General features: G+C 70.5%; 16 protein-coding genes and 1 pseudogene. 8 read left to right on the top strand and 9 right to left on the bottom strand.

Features of this window, described 5'->3' with window-relative positions; translation table 11 throughout:
* Together DI573_RS08705 and DI573_RS08710 are read right to left on the bottom strand one after the other, a co-directional pair.
* Positions 1-741 (bottom strand): AAA family ATPase (locus DI573_RS08705; protein WP_292812927.1); only part of this gene is annotated, 741 nt, incomplete at its 3' end.
* Positions 742-1006: 265 nt separating this feature from the next.
* Positions 1007-1966 carry a helix-turn-helix domain-containing protein gene (locus tag DI573_RS08710; RefSeq protein WP_292812930.1) on the bottom strand — a complete coding sequence of 320 codons (960 nt, stop codon included), beginning with the start codon at positions 1964-1966 and terminating at the stop codon, positions 1007-1009.
* Positions 1967-2056: 90 nt separating this feature from the next.
* On the opposite strand from DI573_RS08710, the gene DI573_RS08715 reads away from it, so the two are divergent.
* Positions 2057-2293, top strand: a complete 237-nt coding sequence (locus DI573_RS08715; protein WP_292812933.1) for a hypothetical protein — start codon at positions 2057-2059, stop codon at positions 2291-2293.
* On the opposite strand, the gene DI573_RS08720 is transcribed toward DI573_RS08715, so the two are convergent.
* The gene (locus DI573_RS08720) at positions 2201-3508 is read right to left on the bottom strand and encodes a glycosyltransferase family 4 protein (protein ID WP_292812935.1); all 1308 of its coding nucleotides are present in this window, start codon (positions 3506-3508) and stop codon (positions 2201-2203) included. The two genes, DI573_RS08715 and DI573_RS08720, sit on opposite strands and share 93 nt — an antisense overlap.
* Before the next feature lie 4 nt (positions 3509-3512).
* Positions 3513-4661: a glycosyltransferase gene (locus DI573_RS08725; RefSeq protein ID WP_292812966.1), complete on the bottom strand. Its 1149-nt coding sequence runs from the start codon at positions 4659-4661 to the stop codon at positions 3513-3515.
* 250 nt (positions 4662-4911) lie between these two features.
* Here DI573_RS08725 and DI573_RS08730 point away from each other — a divergent pair, with 250 nt between their 5' ends.
* Genes DI573_RS08730 through DI573_RS08740 form a run of 3 tightly spaced genes read left to right on the top strand, consistent with a single transcriptional unit; the run spans position 4912 to position 7601 of the window.
* Positions 4912-5505: a hypothetical protein gene (locus DI573_RS08730; RefSeq protein ID WP_292812938.1), complete on the top strand. Its 594-nt coding sequence runs from the start codon at positions 4912-4914 to the stop codon at positions 5503-5505.
* A gap of 49 nt (positions 5506-5554) precedes the next feature.
* Positions 5555-6184: an LON peptidase substrate-binding domain-containing protein gene (locus tag DI573_RS08735; protein WP_292812940.1), complete on the top strand. Its 630-nt coding sequence runs from the start codon at positions 5555-5557 to the stop codon at positions 6182-6184.
* 37 nt (positions 6185-6221) lie between these two features.
* The gene (locus tag DI573_RS08740; protein ID WP_292812943.1) at positions 6222-7601 is read left to right on the top strand and encodes a DUF2252 domain-containing protein; all 1380 of its coding nucleotides are present in this window, start codon (positions 6222-6224) and stop codon (positions 7599-7601) included.
* A gap of 43 nt (positions 7602-7644) precedes the next feature.
* Here DI573_RS08740 and DI573_RS08745 read toward each other — a convergent pair whose 3' ends face one another.
* The 4 genes from DI573_RS08745 to dnaK form a co-directional block, all read right to left on the bottom strand.
* Complete coding sequence (locus tag DI573_RS08745) at positions 7645-8082, bottom strand: MerR family transcriptional regulator (protein WP_292812946.1); 438 nt, start codon at positions 8080-8082, stop codon at positions 7645-7647.
* A gap of 102 nt (positions 8083-8184) precedes the next feature.
* Positions 8185-9189, bottom strand: coding sequence for a DnaJ C-terminal domain-containing protein (locus tag DI573_RS08750; RefSeq protein WP_292812949.1), 1005 nt, complete (start codon positions 9187-9189; stop codon positions 8185-8187).
* 15 nt (positions 9190-9204) lie between these two features.
* On the bottom strand, positions 9205-9816 hold the full coding sequence (gene grpE, locus DI573_RS08755; protein ID WP_292812951.1) for a nucleotide exchange factor GrpE: 612 nt from the start codon (positions 9814-9816) through the stop codon (positions 9205-9207).
* Between the two features lie 2 nt (positions 9817-9818).
* Complete coding sequence (gene dnaK / locus DI573_RS08760; RefSeq protein WP_292812954.1) at positions 9819-11687, bottom strand: molecular chaperone DnaK; 1869 nt, start codon at positions 11685-11687, stop codon at positions 9819-9821.
* Positions 11688-11937: 250 nt separating this feature from the next.
* Between dnaK and DI573_RS08765 the strand changes: the two are divergent.
* A pseudogene (locus DI573_RS08765) lies at positions 11938-13226 on the top strand (MFS transporter).
* 128 nt (positions 13227-13354) lie between these two features.
* On the opposite strand, the gene DI573_RS08770 reads toward DI573_RS08765, so the two are convergent.
* Complete coding sequence (locus DI573_RS08770; protein ID WP_292812956.1) at positions 13355-13975, bottom strand: MarR family transcriptional regulator; 621 nt, start codon at positions 13973-13975, stop codon at positions 13355-13357.
* 217 nt (positions 13976-14192) lie between these two features.
* On the opposite strand from DI573_RS08770, the gene DI573_RS08775 reads away from it, so the two are divergent.
* The 3 genes from DI573_RS08775 to DI573_RS08785 form a co-directional block, all read left to right on the top strand.
* Entirely contained in the window at positions 14193-15965 is a 1773-nt protein-coding gene (locus tag DI573_RS08775; protein WP_292812959.1) for a nitrite/sulfite reductase, read from the top strand.
* Positions 15962-16705, top strand: a complete 744-nt coding sequence (locus DI573_RS08780) for a phosphoadenylyl-sulfate reductase (RefSeq protein WP_292812961.1) — start codon at positions 15962-15964, stop codon at positions 16703-16705. The genes DI573_RS08775 and DI573_RS08780 overlap by 4 nt, the downstream gene beginning before the upstream one ends.
* Positions 16702-16949, top strand: a 248-nt coding sequence (locus DI573_RS08785) for a phosphoadenosine phosphosulfate reductase family protein (protein WP_292812964.1), incomplete at its 3' end; no start/stop codon positions are given. The genes DI573_RS08780 and DI573_RS08785, both read left to right, overlap by 4 nt.

Raw genomic sequence — 16949 nt, forward strand, 5'->3', positions numbered from 1 at the left:
CAGGTCGATGGCCTTGTCGGGCAACTGGCGCGCCGGAATGTACCGATTGGACAGGGATGCGGCGGCCACGAGCGCACCGTCGGCGATCGCGACCTTGTGGTGGGCCTCGTAGCGCTCCTTCAGCCCGCGCAGGATCGCGACCGTGTCCTCGACGCTGGGCTCGCCGACGTACACCTGCTGGAAGCGGCGCTCCAGCGCGGCATCCTTCTCGATGAACTCGCGGTACTCGTTGAGCGTCGTCGCGCCGATCAGGCGCAGCTCGCCGCGGGCGAGCATCGGCTTGAGCATGTTGGATGCCGCGACAGATCCCTCGCCGCCACCCGCCCCCATCAGCACGTGCAGCTCGTCGATGAAGGTGATGACACGACCCTCGGATTCGGTGATCTCCTTCAGCACGCTCTTGAGTCGCTCTTCGAACTGCCCCCGGTACATCGCACCGGCGACGAGCGCCGAGATGTCGAGAGTGATGAGCTCCTTGTCTTTGAGGGACTCGGCGACGTCGCCCGCGACGATGCGCTGGGCCAGCCCCTCGACCACCGCGGTCTTTCCGACGCCGGGCTCACCGATCAGGACGGGGTTGTTCTTGGTCCGGCGCGTGAGCACCTGGCTGACGCGCCGTATCTCGCTGTCGCGCCCGATGACCGGATCGAGCTTGCCCGCCTTGGCGCGCTCGGTGAGGTTGATGCCGAACTGCTCGAGGGCGCTCTGCTGCTCTTCCTGAGGCTGCTGGCCGGGTTGCATGATGGTCCGTTCTCGCTGAATCCATGGGCTCGCAGAAACTTGAGCCTTACAGACTCAAGTTTACATCGCGCGCACGGATCCGGCAATGCCCCGCCGGCGCAGATGATGCCCGGCACAGGGAGTACCCATCCGTAGGCGGTCAACATTCCGGAGACATGCGCGCACAACGGCCGGCAGGGCACCCTCGGGCCGTTGCCGCGCAGGCAACTCCGGAATGTTGTCCGGAAATGGCACGCACCCCGGCCACCCGCTACCGCACGACCGCTCAAGCCGGGACGGCGCAGGAGAAGGTCGCGCGGTACGCCGTCGGCGTGGTGCCCAGCACCCGGGCGAAGTTCTGCCGCAGCACGGCGGCCGACCCGAATCCGCACTCGTCCGCGATGCGGTCGAGCCCGAGGTCTGTCCTCTCCAGCAGCCGCTGGGCGTGCAGCACCCGCTGCCTCGCGAGCCACGCCGCCGGCGTCGCGCCGAAGTCCGCCTTGAACCGGCGGGCGAAGGTGCGCGGCGACATGTGCGCCCGCGCGGCGAGCTGATCGACGGTGAGCTCGACGCGCAGATTCTGCAGCATCCAGTCCGTGACGGGGGCCAGGGAGAGCGAGGCGACCGGGGGCAGCGGCGCGGCGATGAACTGCGCCTGCCCGCCGTCGCGCTGCGGCGGCACCACCATGCGCCGCGCGATCGTGTTCGTGACCTCGGCGCCGAGCTCCTGTCGCAACAGGTGCAGGCAGGCGTCGAGCCCCGCGGCGGTGCCGGCGCTCGTGATGACCTTGCCGTCCTGCACGTACAGAACATCGGGATCCACCTCGATCCGCGGGTACATCCGGCCCATCGTGTCGGCGTACTTCCAGTGCGTCGTCGCCCGGCGCCCGTCGAGCACACCCGCCGCAGCCAGCACGAACGAGCCGCTGCACACGCTCAGCAGCCATGCGTCGCGGGCGGCCGCGCGACGCACGACCTCAGCGATCCGCTCGTCGATGCTCCCCCACGTCGCCCGCGGAACGGGCGTCACCACGACCAGATCCGCCGTCTCGGCGAACGAGAGGTCGTGCTCGACGTTGATCGAGAATCCGAGGTTCGAGTCGATCGCCCCGGGCTCGGCGGCACAGATCCGGAAGTCGAAGGGGCGGATGCCGTCATCCGAGCGGTCGAGACCGAAGGCCTCGCACGCGAGCCCGAACTCGAAGGGCGCGAACCCGTCCTGCACGATGACGGCGACGGTCTGCATGCGGAGCCTCCCGGAGTGTGGCAGAAATCTTACGACCCATGGCCATTCTGCCACTCGTGGCAGAATGGCGTCAATCGTAGCGTGTCTGCCATGACCGTTCTCCTCGCACTCCTCGCCCTCGCCGCGATCGGCGGCATCATCGCCACCGTCCGCGCGGTCTTCACCGACGGCTACGGCCGCGTTCCGACCGACCCCGCACGTGTGCCCGACGTCCGCGACGAGGGCCCCGCCGCCTCAGGCGGTCCGGCCGCCCGCGTACACGTCGAGCAGGCGCGTGACATGGGTCTCGGGATCGAAGTCCCGCGCACCGTCGGCCGCCTGCTCTGAGGCGCGCACGACAGGTGCCGGGTCGCGCGCGAGCGAGACCAGCAGAGCGGCCATCGCCTCGACGTCCGGGCCCGCGGCGCGCAGCCCCGCGATCGCGACCCCCTCGGTCAGCGCCGGATCGACGTAGAACACCCCGCGCCGGGCGTGCAGCGCCTCGACGATCGTGACGGGCTGGTTGTCGAAACCGTGCGAGGTCAGCGCCACCAGGTGCGCGCCGCGCATGCGCCGCTGCACCTCACCGCGCTCGAGACGCCCCGCGAACACGATCGGCAGTCCCCCCGCTCGCCGCTCGGCTTCGCCGCGGAGCAGCCCCTCGCCGATGATCTCGACCACCAGCGCATCCGGCCCGAGGGCCGCGCACGCCCGCGCGACCGCGTCGATCCACTCGAGCAGGCGCTTCTCTGCCACGAGGCGTCCCACCCACACGATCCGCAGGGGAGCGTCGATCGCGGTGAGCGGCTCGCCCGCGGGGCCGATCGAGGCCACGGCGTTCGGCACGACGCTCACGCGGCGCAGTCCCGCCGCGCGCAGGCGCTCGGCCTGATGCGCGGACGGCGACACGACCAGATCGACCCGCCGCGCCATCGAGAGCGTGAGATTGCGCAGTGCGGAGTCCAGAGCGGCGGGAGCGAGCGCGTCGTGGGAGGTGGGGAATCCGCGCAGCCACCGGCCGAATCCGCGCACGGCACCGGCGGCGATGCGCGTCGCCGGCGCGGGGACGACGGCCTGCCAGAAGAAGGTGTGCACGGTCTGCACCGTGCGCAGGCCGAGGGCGCGCGCGGACGACACCGCCGCGGCGGTCAAGCCGAACTCGGAGTGGGCGTGCACGACCTCGATGCGGCGTGCCGCGAACTCGGCGCGCAGGCGGGAGCGCAGCATCCGCGAGTTGCGGATGACGGGCAGATCGACACCGGGCACCGTGAGGGGCGCGTAGACCGCGACGATGTCGCCGCCCGCGCGCAGCCAGGCCTGGCGCCAATGTGCCCCCGCGGCGTCGTCACCCCTCGCCGCATCACCAGCCCCCATCGCGTCGTCAGCGCCCACGGCGGGCCGCAGCACCGAGGCGAAGGCACCGACGGGCGCGACGATCGTGACCTCGTGCCCCCGCGCGCGCAGAAGGTGCGCCTCGTCGAGGAACGCGCTCTGGGCACCACCCAGGTAGTCCAGCGAATAGTCGCAGACCAGCGCGATGCGCCGTGGGGCGTCGGAGTGCACGGAGTCAGCCCTCGACGGGCTCGCCGCGGTAGAGCGCCTCGAACGTGCGCAGCGTGCGATCGATGTCGTGGATCTTCACCCCGTCGAGCGATGCCTGCTGCAGGCGCCGCCGCTCATCGGGATCGGCCGTGAGCACCCGCGTCAGCGCGGCGGTGAGCTCGTCGATGCTCGCCGGGTCGAAGAGGTAGCCGTTGTCACCTTCGCGCACCAGGTGCGGCAGCGCCATCGCGTCGGCGGCGACGACGGGCAGCCCCGACGCCATGGCCTCCATCGTCGCGATCGACTGCAGCTCGGCGACGGAAGGCATCGCGAAGACGCTCGCGCGCGTGTAGATGCGCCGCAGCTCGTCGTCGTCGACACGACCGTGGAACACGACACGGTCGGCGATGCCGAGCTGCTCCGCGAGCTGCTCGAGGTGCTTTCGCTGGTCTCCGCCGCCGACGATCTCGACGTCGACGTCCAGCGCCGGGTCGAGGGCGGCGACCGCGCGCAGCAGCTGATCGATCTGCTTCTCGCGCGTGAGCCGGCCGACGAACAGCACGCGGTGGCGATCGCGGGGCGAGAGGTCGGCGGTGTACTTCGCCGCGTCGATGCCGCAGCTGATCGGGACGACCCCGTCGATGTCGATGGCGGCTTCGAGGAAGTCGGCCGCCTTGCGCGTCGGTGTGGTCACGGCGCGGGTGAGGGCGAAGGTGCGCGCCGCATCGTCCCACGCGAGCTTGACGAAGAGGCGGTCGAGCACCGGGGGGAGCGTCGTGAAGTCGAGGATGTTCTCGGGCATCACGTGGTTGGTCGCCACGATCGGAATGCCGCGCTTGTGCGCCTCGCGGGCGAGGCCGCGACCGATCACGATGTGCGACTGGATGTGGACGACGTCGGGCCGCACCTCGTCGAGCACGCGCCGGGCATAGTGCTTGGAGCGCCAGGGCCAGACGAAGCGCAGCCAGTCGTGCGGGGGCCAGCGCACCGACGGCAGCCGGTGCATGATGACGGGCTCGCCCTCGATCTGCTCGACCGCGGGCGACGCACGACGGTAGACCCGGTTGGGCGCCACGACGTGCACGTCGTGTCCGCGGGCCACGAGCCCCGCCGCGAGGCGTTCGCTGAACCGGGCGGCGCCGTTGACGTCGGGCGCGAAGGTGTCGCACCCCATCACGATCGTGAGGCCGCGGGCGGATGCCGGGGCCCCGGCAGCGGCGGCCGCTTCGGGCAGTTCCGTGCCCTGCGACGCGCCGTGGGTCTCGGGGGAACTCACGGGATGCGGGTGCCTAACTGTGCGGCGGACGGGGGTCGCACGGGTGGTGCATGCGCGTCGCCACTCTACCCGAGCGGCCCCCGCTGACCCTCGAGGCGCGAGGCGATCCGCGGATGTGCGGCGACCGCATCCCGCCTACCCTGGTTTCATGCCGAGACTGCAGGCCGACGCCGACACCACCCGCTGGGTGCCCGTGACAGGATCGCTCGGCTTCAAGGGCCGCCGCCACCGCAAAGCGGCGATCGGGATGCTGCTGGGCCAGGCCGGTCGCGCGATGGGGGCGCCGGAGCGGCCCGGGTCGGGCTTCGCGGCATGGGCGATGAGCCAGGCAGCGCCCCTGCTGATGCGCCGTGCCGCGGGGCGCGTGCTCGTGTGGGTGTGGAAGGACGACCCGGAGCTCGTCGTGGTCATGGCGCAGGTGCAGGAGGCGACGTCGCAGCTGCGCGCCGCGCGCGCGATGATGCCGATGGAGTACGACGACACCGAGACGTTCGTCGGCCGCCACCTCGGCGCGGGCGAGCGTCTCGTCATCGATCTGCCGAAGGACCCGCGCACGCCGCCCTTCGCGACCTACACGTGGGACACGGGCGCGCACTTCGTGACCATCAACGCCGTGTGCAGTGACCGGGAGCGATTCGGCACGGTGACCGCGCCCCTGGACGAGCTGGCGCGCAGCATCCGCCTCATCGACGACCTCGAGGCCGGCGAGGCGCCCGGCGTCCTGCGCATCGACCCGGCCTGATCCGGCCCGAACCGCCCCTGCCCCCTCGAACCGATGGCACGCTGGGGGGATGGCGACCCTGCCGATGTTCCCGCTCGGATCGGTGCTGATCCCGGGCATGCCGTTGACGCTGCGCATCTTCGAACCGCGCTACCGCGCGCTCTTCGCCGATGTCATGGCGGGCGACGCGGAGTTCGGCGTCGTGCTGATCGAGCGTGGCACCGAGGTGGGCGGCGGCGACCAGCGCTTCTCGCGCGGCACGGTCGCGCACGTCCGCGGATACCGCGAACTCGAATCCTCGATCATGGTGGTCGCGACGGGCGGGCGGCGCATCGACATCGAGCGCTGGCTCGACGATGACCCCTATCCCCGCGCCGAGGTGCGGGAGATCGCCCCGCTGACCTGGTCGGATGACCTCGTCGATGTACACCGCCGGGCCGAGAGGTGCGTGCGGCGTCTGCTCGCGACGGCGTCGGAATACGTCGACGTGCCGTGGTCGGTCGACGAGCAGCTCTCGGACGACCCCATCATGTCGGCCTGGCAGCTCGCGGGCATCGCGCCGATCCAGACCCTCGATCGTTACGCGCTGCTGGGCTCCACGTCGCTGCCCGAGCTGCTCGAGCGCCTGCAGGGATTCTGCGCCGAGGCCGACGAGCTGATCCGTCTCACCGCAGGACCGCTCGAGATCGACGACGACTGACGCGCGTGCGGGCGCGCAGGCGCGGGATGATGTGCACATGACCGAAGCCGCCGAGCGCGACACGCTGCCCCGACGCCCGGGGTGGGCGCCCCTGCCCAGCCGAGAGATGCACGCATCTGCGGGCCGGTCGACGCGATCGATCGTGCCTCGCGATGCGCTCGCGGGACTGACCACCACAGGGCGCGATCCGCTCGGCATCCTCGCCCGGCAGAACGCCGACCGCCTGCAGGAGCTGCTGCCCATCCGCACCGAGCGGATGGCGCAGAGCCCGTTCGCGTTCTACCGCGGCACGGCCGCGATCATGGCGGCCGACCTCTCGCAGGATCCGCATTCCGGCATCCTCGTCGGTTCATGCGGCGAAGCCCACGTCGCCAACTTCGGCTTCTACGCCGGCCCGCAGCGCACGCTGGTCTTCGATCTCAACGACTTCGACGAGGCCGCCTGGGCGCCCTGGGAGTGGGACCTCAAGCGCCTCGTCACGAGCATCGTCATCGCGGGGCAGGCCGCCGGGCACGCCGACGGCGTGATCCGGGATGCTGCGACCTCCGCCGTGCGCACGTACGCGACCGCCCTGCGCGCGGGTTCGCGGCGCAGTCCGCTCCAGCGTTATTTCGAGCATCTCTCCCCCGACGCGGGCGAGTCGCAGCTCGACGACGAGTCTCGGTCCGTCCTCGCCGCGGCCCGGCGCGACGCCGAGAAGCGCACGGCGGAGCGCGCCGCCCGCAAGCTGACCGAGCGCACGGACGACGGGCGACTGCGCTTCCTCGAGCGACCGCCCACGATGACGCACGTCGAACCCGAGCTCGAGGATCAGGTGCACGAGCTGATCGGCGCCTACCTGCGCACCGTCAATGTCGACATCTGGATGCTGCTGCAGCAGTACGGGGTCAGCGACATCGCCCGGCGGGTCGTCGGCGTCGGGAGCGTCGGCACCCGGTGTCACCTGACCGCGTTCGATGACGGCGAGGGCAACGCGCTGCTGCTGCAGTCGAAGCAGGCGACGCAGAGCGTCCTCTCCGAGTACGGCGGCATCCACCAGCCCGCCGCGATCACACGCTACGTCGAGGCGCACGGCGAGGGCGCGCGTGTCGTCGCGCTGCAGCGCATCCTGCAGGCCGTGTCGGATCCGTTCCTCGGGCACTTCCGCTACAACGGCGAGCGCGACTACTACGTGCGGCAGTTCCACGACATGAAGGGCGGCATCGACATGGAGACGCTGGAGGCGGCGCCCTTCCGCCGGTACGCGGTTGCCTGCGCCACCGTGCTCGCGCGCGCTCACGGGCAGTCGCCGAACGCACCCGTCGTCGCGGGATACGTCGGCGGCGGCAGGGCGGTGGCCGAGGCGGTCGGCACCTGGTCATACGCCTATGCCGAGCTCTCGCTCGCCGACTACCGGGCCTTCGTCGCGGCCGCCTGAGGGCAGCATCCCGCGCCGGGCTCAGCGAACGGCGGCGAGGCTCTCAGTCCGCCGGCGGCTGCGGATGCCGCGGCCGATACAGCACGACGTCGGTCGCGCGCGGCACCCGGGCGCCGGCGCGCAGGGTGATCACCGACCCCGACACTCCGGCGGCGAAGACACGGGATCCGGGGCGCGTCTGCCGCTCGGCGTGCAGCTGCTGCTCGAGATCGCGCACGCGGCGGGTGAGGTCGTGCACCTGCTCTTCGAGCAGCAGCAGCCGCGCGATCGCGGGAAGGCTCACGCCCTCGCTCGAGAGCTTCGCGACCTCGCGGAGCTGCTCCACGTGTCGCGTGGAGTACCGACGCGATCCGCCACGCGTGCGGGCGGGCACGACGAGTCCGAGTCGGTCGTACTGCCGCAGGGTCTGCGGGTGCATGCCGGAGAGCTCGGCGGCGACCGCGATCGCGAAGATCGGGGCGTCCTCGTCGATCTCGTCCATCACATCCACCCCCGGCGTCCCGAAGACAGGAGAAGCGCCGAGAACAGGACCGAATCAGCGGTGTTCGTCCTGTTCTGGGCGCGAGTCCTGTTCTCGGTCATCTCAGCCGCGCGCCTTCTGCATCAGGTCGGCGCGCGGGTTCTCCTTCGGCTCCAGCTCGTGGAAGCGCTCGAGCGCCTCGCGGGCCGCATCGTCGAGGTGCGAAGGCACGGCCACCTGCACCTCGGCGAGCAGGTCGCCGGTGCCCTTCGCGGTCTGCACGCCGCGACCCTTGACCCGCAGCACGCGTCCCGACGGGGTGCCCGGCGCGACTCGAAGCTTGACGGGGTCGCCGCCGAGTGTGGGCACCTCGATCGTCGCGCCCAGCGCCGCCTCGGTGAAGGTGACGGGAACCGTCACCCGGAGATTGAGACCGTCACGCACGAACACGGGATGCGGGCGCACGGCCACCTGCACGACGATGTCGCCGGTCTCACCACCATCGGGCGACGGGCGTCCCCGGCCGCGCAGTCGGATCTTCTGCCCGTCCGAGACACCGGCCGGGATCTTGACCTTGAACGGCTGGCCGTCCTCGCCCTGCAGGGTGATCGTCTCACCCTTGGTCGCGGTGAGGAAGTCGATCGTCGTGCGGGCCGTCACATCGGCGCCGCGCGTGGGGCCGCCGAAGCCGCGGAAGCCGCCGCTGGGCTGACCGAACCGGCCCGAACCGAACCCGGCGCCCTGCTGCTGGTTGAACATCGAGAAGATGTCGTCGAAGTCCTCCGCGCTCTGGCCCCGGCCCGGGCGACCGCCGCGACCCTGGCCGAACATGCTGAAGACATCCTCGAAACCCCCGGCACCGCCGGTGCCGCCCGCCGTGAAGCGGGCACCCGAGCCCATCGCCCGGATCTGGTCGTACTCCTTGCGCTGCTCGGCATCGGAGAGCACGGAGTAGGCCTCGCTGATCTCCTTGAACGTCGCCTCGGCCTTGGCATCACCCTGATTGGAGTCCGGGTGGTAGGTGCGCGCGAGCTTGCGGTACGCCTTCTTGAGGTCGCCCTCGCTGACGTCCTTCGAGACGCCGAGCGTCTTGTAGAAGTCCTTGTCGAACCAGTCTTGACTGGCCATCGTCGCCTCCTCGGCCTAGTCCGCCGGAGCGGCGACCACGACCTTCGCGGGGCGCAGCTCGACAGAACCCAGGCGGTAGCCGACCTCGACCACCTCGAGCACGGTCGGCTCGGTGGTGCCCGGCATGGGCTGCTGGAAGATCGCCTCGTGGTGCTGCGGGTCGAAGGCCTCGCCGGCCTCGCCGAAGGCGGTCACGCCCAGGCGCTCGGCGACCGCGCGCACCTTGACCGCGATCGCCGCGAACGGCGTGCCCTCGTCGAGATCACCGTGCTTCTCGGCGCGGTCGAGGTCGTCGAGCACGGGCAGCAGGCCCTTGACGGCCTCACCCTTCGCGCGCTCGATCTCGCGCTCGCGCTGCTCCTCGGTGCGCCTCCGGTAATTGGCGTACTCCGCCTGCAGGCGCTTGAGGTCGCTCAGCAGCGCCGACTCCAGGTCGGCGATGACGGCGTCCTCGGCCGCGGCGTCGTCGGTCTGCGCCGCACCCAGGATGTCGTCGACGGTGAGATCGTCGTCCCCCTGCGGCGCGGGGCCGGAGGAGTTCTCCTCCGGCCCCGCGGCAGCGGACGTCGCCTCACCCGTGTCGGGAACCTCAGGCTCCTGCGGCTGGTCTGCGTCCTTGTCTGCCATGGTTACTTCTTCTCGTCCTCGTCGTCGATGACCTCGGCGTCGACGACGTCCTCGTCGGCCGAGGGCTGCGAGCCCTGGTCGTCCGCCGGAGCGTCGGCACCGGCATCCGGCGCCTGCTGCGCGGCCTGCGACGCGTAGATTGCCTCGCCGAGCTTGCCCTGGCTGGCGTTCAGCTTGTCGAAAGCGGCCTTGACGGCCTCATCGTCCTCGCCGGCGAGCGCGGTCTTCAGCGCGTCGACATCGCCCTGCACCTCGGTCTTGACGTCCTCGGGCAGCTTGTCGGCGTTCTCGGCGATCAGCTTGTCGATCGAGTACGCGAGGGTCTCGGCCTGGTTGCGCACCTCGGCGAACTCACGGCGCTTCTTGTCTTCGGCGGCGTGCTCCTCGGCCTCGCGCACCATGCGCTCGATGTCCTCCTTGGGCAGCGACGAGCCGCCCGTGATGGTCATCGACTGCTCCTTGCCGGTGCCCTTGTCCTTGGCGGACACGTGCACGATGCCGTTCGCGTCGATGTCGAAGGTGACCTCGACCTGCGGGATGCCCCGTGGCGCCGGCGCGATGCCGGTCAGCTCGAACGTGCCGAGCGGCTTGTTGTCGCGGGTGAACTCGCGCTCGCCCTGGAAGACCTGGATCGCCACCGACGGCTGGTTGTCGTCGGCCGTCGTGAAGGTCTCGCTGCGCTTGGTCGGAATGGCCGTGTTGCGCTCGATGAGCTTCGTCATGATGCCGCCCTTGGTCTCGATGCCGAGGCTCAGGGGGGTGACGTCGATGAGCAGGACGTCCTTGCGCTCGCCCTTCAGCACACCGGCCTGGAGCGCGGCGCCCACGGCGACGACCTCATCGGGGTTGACACCCTTGTTCGCCTCTTTGCCTGCCTCGCGCTTGACGAGCTCGGCCACGGCGGGCATACGGGTCGAACCGCCCACGAGCACGACGTGGTCGATGTCGCCGACCTTGATGCCGGCCTCACGGATGACGTCCTCGAACGGCTTCTTGGTGCGGTCGAGGAGGTCCTTCGTGAGGTCCTCGAACTTGGCGCGGCTCACGGTCTCGGACAGCGACACGGGGCCGTTCTCGGTCAGCGAGAGGTACGGCAGGTTGACGCTCGTCGACATCGAGGAGCTGAGCTCCTTCTTCGCCTGCTCCGCGGCCTCCTTCAGGCGCTGCAGGGCGATCTTGTCCTTCGAGACGTCGACACCGGTCGTGTTCTTGAACTGCGTGATGAAGTAGTCGACCAGACGCTGGTCCCAGTCGTCGCCGCCGAGGCGGTTGTCGCCGGCCGTCGCGCGCACCTGGATCGTCGAGAAGTCGTCGTCCTTGCCCACCTCGAGCAGCGAGACGTCGAAGGTTCCGCCACCGAGGTCGAAGACGAGGATGAGCTCGTCCTCCTTGCCCTTGTCGAGGCCGTACGCGAGCGCGGCCGCGGTGGGCTCGTTGATGATGCGCAGCACGTTCAGACCCGCGATCTCGCCGGCCTCCTTCGTGGCCTGGCGCTCGGCGTCGTTGAAGTACGCGGGGACCGTGATGACAGCATCCGTCACGGTGTCGCCGAGGTACTCCTCGGCGTCGCGCTTGAGCTTGCCGAGGATGCGCGCCGAGACCTCCTGCGGCGTCCACTTCTTGTCGTCGACGGCGAAGGTCCAGTCGGTGCCCATGTGGCGCTTGACGCTCGCGATGGTGCGATCGACGTTGGTGACGGCCTGGCGCTTGGCGGTCTCGCCGACGAGCACCTCGCCGTCCTTGGTGAATGCGACGACCGACGGGGTCGTGCGCAGGCCCTCGGCGTTCGCGATGACCTTGGGCTCGCCGCCCTCGAGCACGCTCACGACAGAGTTCGTGGTGCCGAGGTCGATTCCTACTGCACGGGGCATTGTCTCTCCTTCGTATGAACCGCAGCGGGATGCTGCCGATTCGGTGTTTCTGCGGAAGTCTGCGATCGACTCGACACGAGGTTGAGCCGTCTGCACTCAACAGTACTCAGGGGCGGGGAAGCTGTCAAATGAACTTGATATGAACGGGCTCAACTTTTCTGGAGCGACGGCAGCGATAGCCTGATCGCGCGCCGCGCCGCGGCGGCGCCGGGCCACCCGCCGTTCACCGAAGGGCCATACCGTGCCGCACATGAGCGACGCCCCCGACCGCACCAGCCGCCGCCGCGTCATCGCGTGGGGACTCTGGGACTGGGGCTCGGCGTCGTTCAACGCTGTCGTGACGACCTTCGTCTTCACCGTCTACCTCACCAGCTCGAGCTTCGGCCCCGAAGGCACGGTCGAGGCGCAGCTGGGCTGGGCCCTCGCCGGGGCGGGTCTGCTCATCGCGCTGCTGGCGCCGGTGACGGGGCAGCGCTCCGACACCTCGGGGCGACGCAAGCTGTGGCTGGCCGTGAACACCTACGTCGTCGTCGCGATCACGCTGGCGATGTTCTTCATCGAGCCGGACCCCTCCTTCTTGTGGCTCGGCCTGCTGCTGTCGCGGCAGGCAACGTGTTCTTCGAGTTCGCGGGCGTCAACTACAACGCGATGCTGACGCAGGTCTCGACCTCACGCACGATCGGCCGCGTGAGCGGGTTCGGCTGGGGCATGGGGTACGTCGGCGGCATCGTGCTGCTGCTGATCGTGTACTTCGGATTCATCCAGGGCCTGTTCGGCCTGCCCGGCGACAACGGCCTCGACGTGCGGCTGTCGATGATCGTCGCCGCCCTGTGGTTCGGGCTGTTCGCCCTGCCGGTCCTTTTCGCGGTTCCCGAGTACCGCGGCGCGGGCACCGCCCGCGAGCGGATCGGCTTTCTCGCCTCCTACGCGCGCCTCGGACGGGACGTGGCGCGACTGTGGCGCGAAAGCCGCCACACCGTGTGGTTCCTGCTGGCGAGCGCGGTCTTCCGCGATGGCCTCGCGGGAGTGTTCACCTTCGGCGGCGTGCTGGCAGCATCCGTCTTCGGCTTCTCGGCGGGCGAGGTCATCATCTTCGCGATCGCCGCGAACGTCGTGGCCGGGATCTCGACGATCGCGGTCGGCGCGCTCGATGACCGCGTCGGCGCGAAGCCCGTGATCGTCGTCGCGCTGGCGGGGCTCGTGGTGTCGGGCCTGCTGGTGTTCTTCCTGCACGACGGCGGGCAGATCGTCTTCTGGACCGCGGGTCTCGCCCTGACACTCTTCGTCGGTCCCGCGCAGTCGGCTTCGCGCACCTTCCTCGCGCGCATGATCCCGCCGGGCCGCGAGGGCGAGGTCTTCGGCCTCTACGCCACGACCGGGCGCGCCGTGTCGTTCCTTGCGCCGACGATGTTCGCGCTGTTCGTGGGAATCTCGGGCGAGGCGTACTTCGGCATCCTCGGCATCGTGCTCGTGCTGCTTGTCGGCCTGCTGCTCCTGCTTCCGGTGCGCGCGACCGCACCGGTGCACGCCGTCCGCTGAGCGGCGCTCGGGTGGTTCCCCTGTCGCGTTCTGCGGGTCCGTATGCGCAACACCCGCACAAGGCGACAGGCGAGCCCCACGCTGGCGCCAGCATCCCCCGAAGGATCCCGCGAGCCCGCGAGCAGCGGTCAGGGTGCGGGGCGGGGCCAGGCCGCGGCGAGCCGGGTCAGCAGGGCGGCGAGCTGCTCGCGTTCGGCCGCGTCGAAGCCCTCGAGCGCCGTCTCGACCGCGCTGCGACGCTCATCGCGGATCCCGCGCACGAGCGCCCGACCCGCCTCCGTCAGGGCGATGAGGGTGCGCCGCGCGTCCTCGGGGTCGTCGTCGCGGCGCGCGTTGCCCGACTCGACCGCCTGCTGCACGAGTCGGCTGGCGCGGGGCTGATCCACACCGATCGCGTCGGCGATCGCGCTCACACTGAGAGCGGTGGATGCTGCCTCCAGCGTCTCGAGCAGCCGCAGTCTCGCGACCCCCGCCATACGCCCCGCCATCGCGTCACCCCAGCCGCCGTGGCCACCATGACCCCCGTGAGCACCATGACCGCTGTGGGCGACATGGCCGCCGTGCGAGAGCGGACCACCGGGCGCGGGTGGCCCGGAATGCACCGCACCCGCCGACCCGCCCCCCTTGCGACCGCGCCCGTCGACGCCGAAGACACGCGGATCCGCCGAGATTCTGCGACCCTGCCGTCCCCGCAGACGCGACAACGCGGCGGCGATGGCATCGATCGGGTCGGTGGTGTCATCCGGCATACGACCGAGAGTACATGCCAGATGACATGCATCCAAGGGATGCCCTTCGACGGCCTCCGGACGCGCGCAGACCGCGTGCGCCGCCGGCCGAATGTGACGGATTGCTACGCCGCGTAACGGCAGGGGTCACCCGAAATCGCCTCCTCGGCGCGCCTCACGTACCGTCGGAAGATCGCCATACCCCGGCGACCCTCAACGACTGCGCGAAGAGGATGCTGTGACTTCTGACACGACGGACACCCCGGCCACCCCGGCCGCCCCGGCCCCCGCGGCAACGGCGACACGACCGCCCGCCGCCGAGGGCGCACGCGCCCGGCCTGCCAGGCCCTCGACGAAGCCGAACGGGCAGTGGAAGATCGACGGCACCGCTCCGCTCAACGGCAACGAGGAGTGGAAGCAGGTCGACAACGGCCTCTCCGTCCGCGATCGCATCGAGAACATCTACGCCGCGGGCGGGTTCGCAAGCATCGACCCCACCGACCTGCACGGCCGATTCCGGGTCTGGGGCCTGTACACCCAGCGCAAACCCGGCATCGACGGCGGCCGCACCGCGACACTCGAGCCGCACGAGCTCGAGGACGAGTACTTCATGCTCCGCGTGCGCATCGACGGCGGGCAGCTGACCACCGCGCAGCTGCGCGTCATCGGCGGCATCTCGACCGAGTTCGGACGCGACACCGCCGATCTCACCGACCGGCAGAACATCCAGCTGCACTGGATCCAGGTCGAGGCGATGCCGGAGATCTGGCGCCGGCTCGAGTCAGTCGGGCTCGGCACGACCGAGGCCTGCGGCGACGTGCCGCGCGTCGTGCTCGGCTCCCCGGTCGCGGGCATCGCCGCCGACGAGCTGATCGACCCCACCGCGCAGATCAACGAGATCACGGGGAGATTCATCGGCGACGAGTCGCTGGCCAACCTGCCGCGCAAGTTCAAGTCCGCGATCACCGGACATCCGAGCCAGGACGTCGTGCACGAGATCAACGACGTCGCCTTCGTCGCGATCGATCACCCCGAGTACGGCATCGGCTACGACCTGTGGGTGGGCGGCGGCCTCTCGACCGCCCCGCGCCTCGGCGAGCGCCTGGGCACCTTCGTCGCACCCGACCGGGTCGCCGAGGTGTGGCACGGGGTCGCGCAGATCTTCCGCGACTACGGATACCGGCGCCTGCGCAACAAGGCCCGTCTGAAGTTCCTGCTCGCGGAGTGGGGGCCCGAGAAGTTCCGTCACGTGCTCGAGACCGAGTACCTGACCGAGCCGCTTCCCGATGGCCCCGCGGCCCCGAAGCCTGCGACCCCCGGCGATCACGTCGGCGTCCACCGTCAGAAGGACGGTCGCTTCTACATCGGCGTCACCCCGATCGTGGGACGCGTGTCCGGTCCGGTGCTCACCGAGCTCGCCGACGTACTCGAGGCGCACGGCTCGCACCGTTTGCGCACGACGCCGCACCAGAAGCTCGTGGTCCTCGATGTGCCCGAGGAGAACGTCGAGCCGCTCGTCGCGGAGCTCGATCGCCTGGGCCTGAGCGCGCGGCCGAGCCTGATCCGCCGCGGGACCATCGCGTGCACGGGTATCGAGTTCTGCAAGCTCGCGATCGTCGAGACCAAGGGCTATGCGACGCAGGCCGTGCTCGACCTCGAGAAGCGCCTCGACGGCCTCGACCTGCCGCATCCGCTCTCTCTGCACGTCAACGGCTGCCCCAACTCGTGCGCGCGCATCCAGACGGCCGACATCGGCCTCAAAGGTCAGCTCGTCACGATCGACGGCGAGCAGGTGCCGGGCTACCAGGTGCACCTGGGCGGCGGGCTCGCATCGCGCGACCGCGAGAACCCCGGCCTCGGGCGGACCGTCCGCGGCCTCAAGGTGGCCGCCGACGGCATCGCCGACTACACCGAGCGTGTCGTGCGCCGGTTCCTCGACGACCGCGACGAGAGCTCGGACGAGACCTTCGCCCAGTGGGCGCACCGCGCCGAAGAGGAGGCCCTGCAGTGACCGTCACCCTCGCCCCCCGCGCGACGAGCAAGCGCACCGCCGACGAGCTGCGCGCGCTCGCCGAACGCGGCAACGCCGAGCTCGGCAGCCTGACCGACCACGAGGCCTCACCGGCCGAGGTGGTGCGCTGGGTCGCCGAGAACTTCGGGGTGGATGCTGCCGCCGTCGCGTGCTCGATGGCCGATGCCGCGCTGCCCCATCTCGTCGCGGAGCAGCTCCCCGGGGTCGACGTGCTGTTCCTGGACACCGGCTACCACTTCGCCGAGACGCGGGTGACGCGCGACGAGGTCCAGCGCGCCCTCGACGTGCGCATCGTCGACGTGCTGCCGCAGCAGAGCGTCGCCGAGCAGGACGCCGAGTTCGGCGAGAAGCTCTACGCCCGCGACCCCGCGCTGTGCTGCGCGCGCCGCAAGGTCGAGCCGCTGCACGACGCCCTCGGCGGATACGAGGTCTGGTTCACGGGTGTGCGCCGCGACGAGGCACCCACCCGCACCCTCACCCCCCTCGTGACGTGGGACGAGCGCAACGGTCTCGTCAAGGTCAACCCCGTCGCGGCGTGGACATTCGATGACCTCCTCGCCTACGCGGGCACCTATCGCGTGCCGGTCAATCTGCTCGTCACGAACGGGTACCCCTCCATCGGGTGCGAGCCGTGCACCCAGCCGGTCGCCCCCGGCGAAGACCCCCGATCCGGCCGCTGGGCAGGACTGGGCAAGACCGAATGCGGGCTGCACGTATGACTTCGCTCTCCACCACCGCGGCTCCTGAGCCGGCCCCGGCGACCGCACCGCACCGCGACGCCCTCGACCTGCTCGAGGCGGAGGCGATCCACATCATCCGCGAGGTCGTCGCCGAGTTCGAGCGCCCCGTGCTGCTGTTCTCGGGCGGCAAGGACTCCGTCGTCGTGCTGCACCTCGCCGCCAAGGCGTTCTGGCCGGGCCGGGTGCCCTTCCCCGTGCTGCACGTCGACACCGGCCACAACTT

This window comes from Microbacterium sp. (genome assembly GCF_003248605.1).
In the GTDB taxonomy this organism is placed as follows: Bacteria; Actinomycetota; Actinomycetes; order Actinomycetales; family Microbacteriaceae; genus Microbacterium.

Coding starts and splice junctions, on each gene's coding strand:
- DI573_RS08735 (WP_292812940.1), top strand. CDS start 5,555: ATGGCGACCCTGCCGATGTTCCCGCTCGGATCGGTGCTGATCCCGGGC.
- DI573_RS08710 (WP_292812930.1), bottom strand. CDS start 1,966: ATGCAGACCGTCGCCGTCATCGTGCAGGACGGGTTCGCGCCCTTCGAG.
- DI573_RS08750 (WP_292812949.1), bottom strand. CDS start 9,189: ATGGCCAGTCAAGACTGGTTCGACAAGGACTTCTACAAGACGCTCGGC.
- grpE (WP_292812951.1), bottom strand. CDS start 9,816: ATGGCAGACAAGGACGCAGACCAGCCGCAGGAGCCTGAGGTTCCCGAC.
- DI573_RS08725 (WP_292812966.1), bottom strand. CDS start 4,661: ATGGGGTGCGACACCTTCGCGCCCGACGTCAACGGCGCCGCCCGGTTC.
- DI573_RS08740 (WP_292812943.1), top strand. CDS start 6,222: ATGACCGAAGCCGCCGAGCGCGACACGCTGCCCCGACGCCCGGGGTGG.
- DI573_RS08730 (WP_292812938.1), top strand. CDS start 4,912: ATGCCGAGACTGCAGGCCGACGCCGACACCACCCGCTGGGTGCCCGTG.
- dnaK (WP_292812954.1), bottom strand. CDS start 11,687: ATGCCCCGTGCAGTAGGAATCGACCTCGGCACCACGAACTCTGTCGTG.
- DI573_RS08715 (WP_292812933.1), top strand. CDS start 2,057: ATGACCGTTCTCCTCGCACTCCTCGCCCTCGCCGCGATCGGCGGCATC.
- DI573_RS08745 (WP_292812946.1), bottom strand. CDS start 8,082: ATGGACGAGATCGACGAGGACGCCCCGATCTTCGCGATCGCGGTCGCC.
- DI573_RS08770 (WP_292812956.1), bottom strand. CDS start 13,975: ATGCCGGATGACACCACCGACCCGATCGATGCCATCGCCGCCGCGTTG.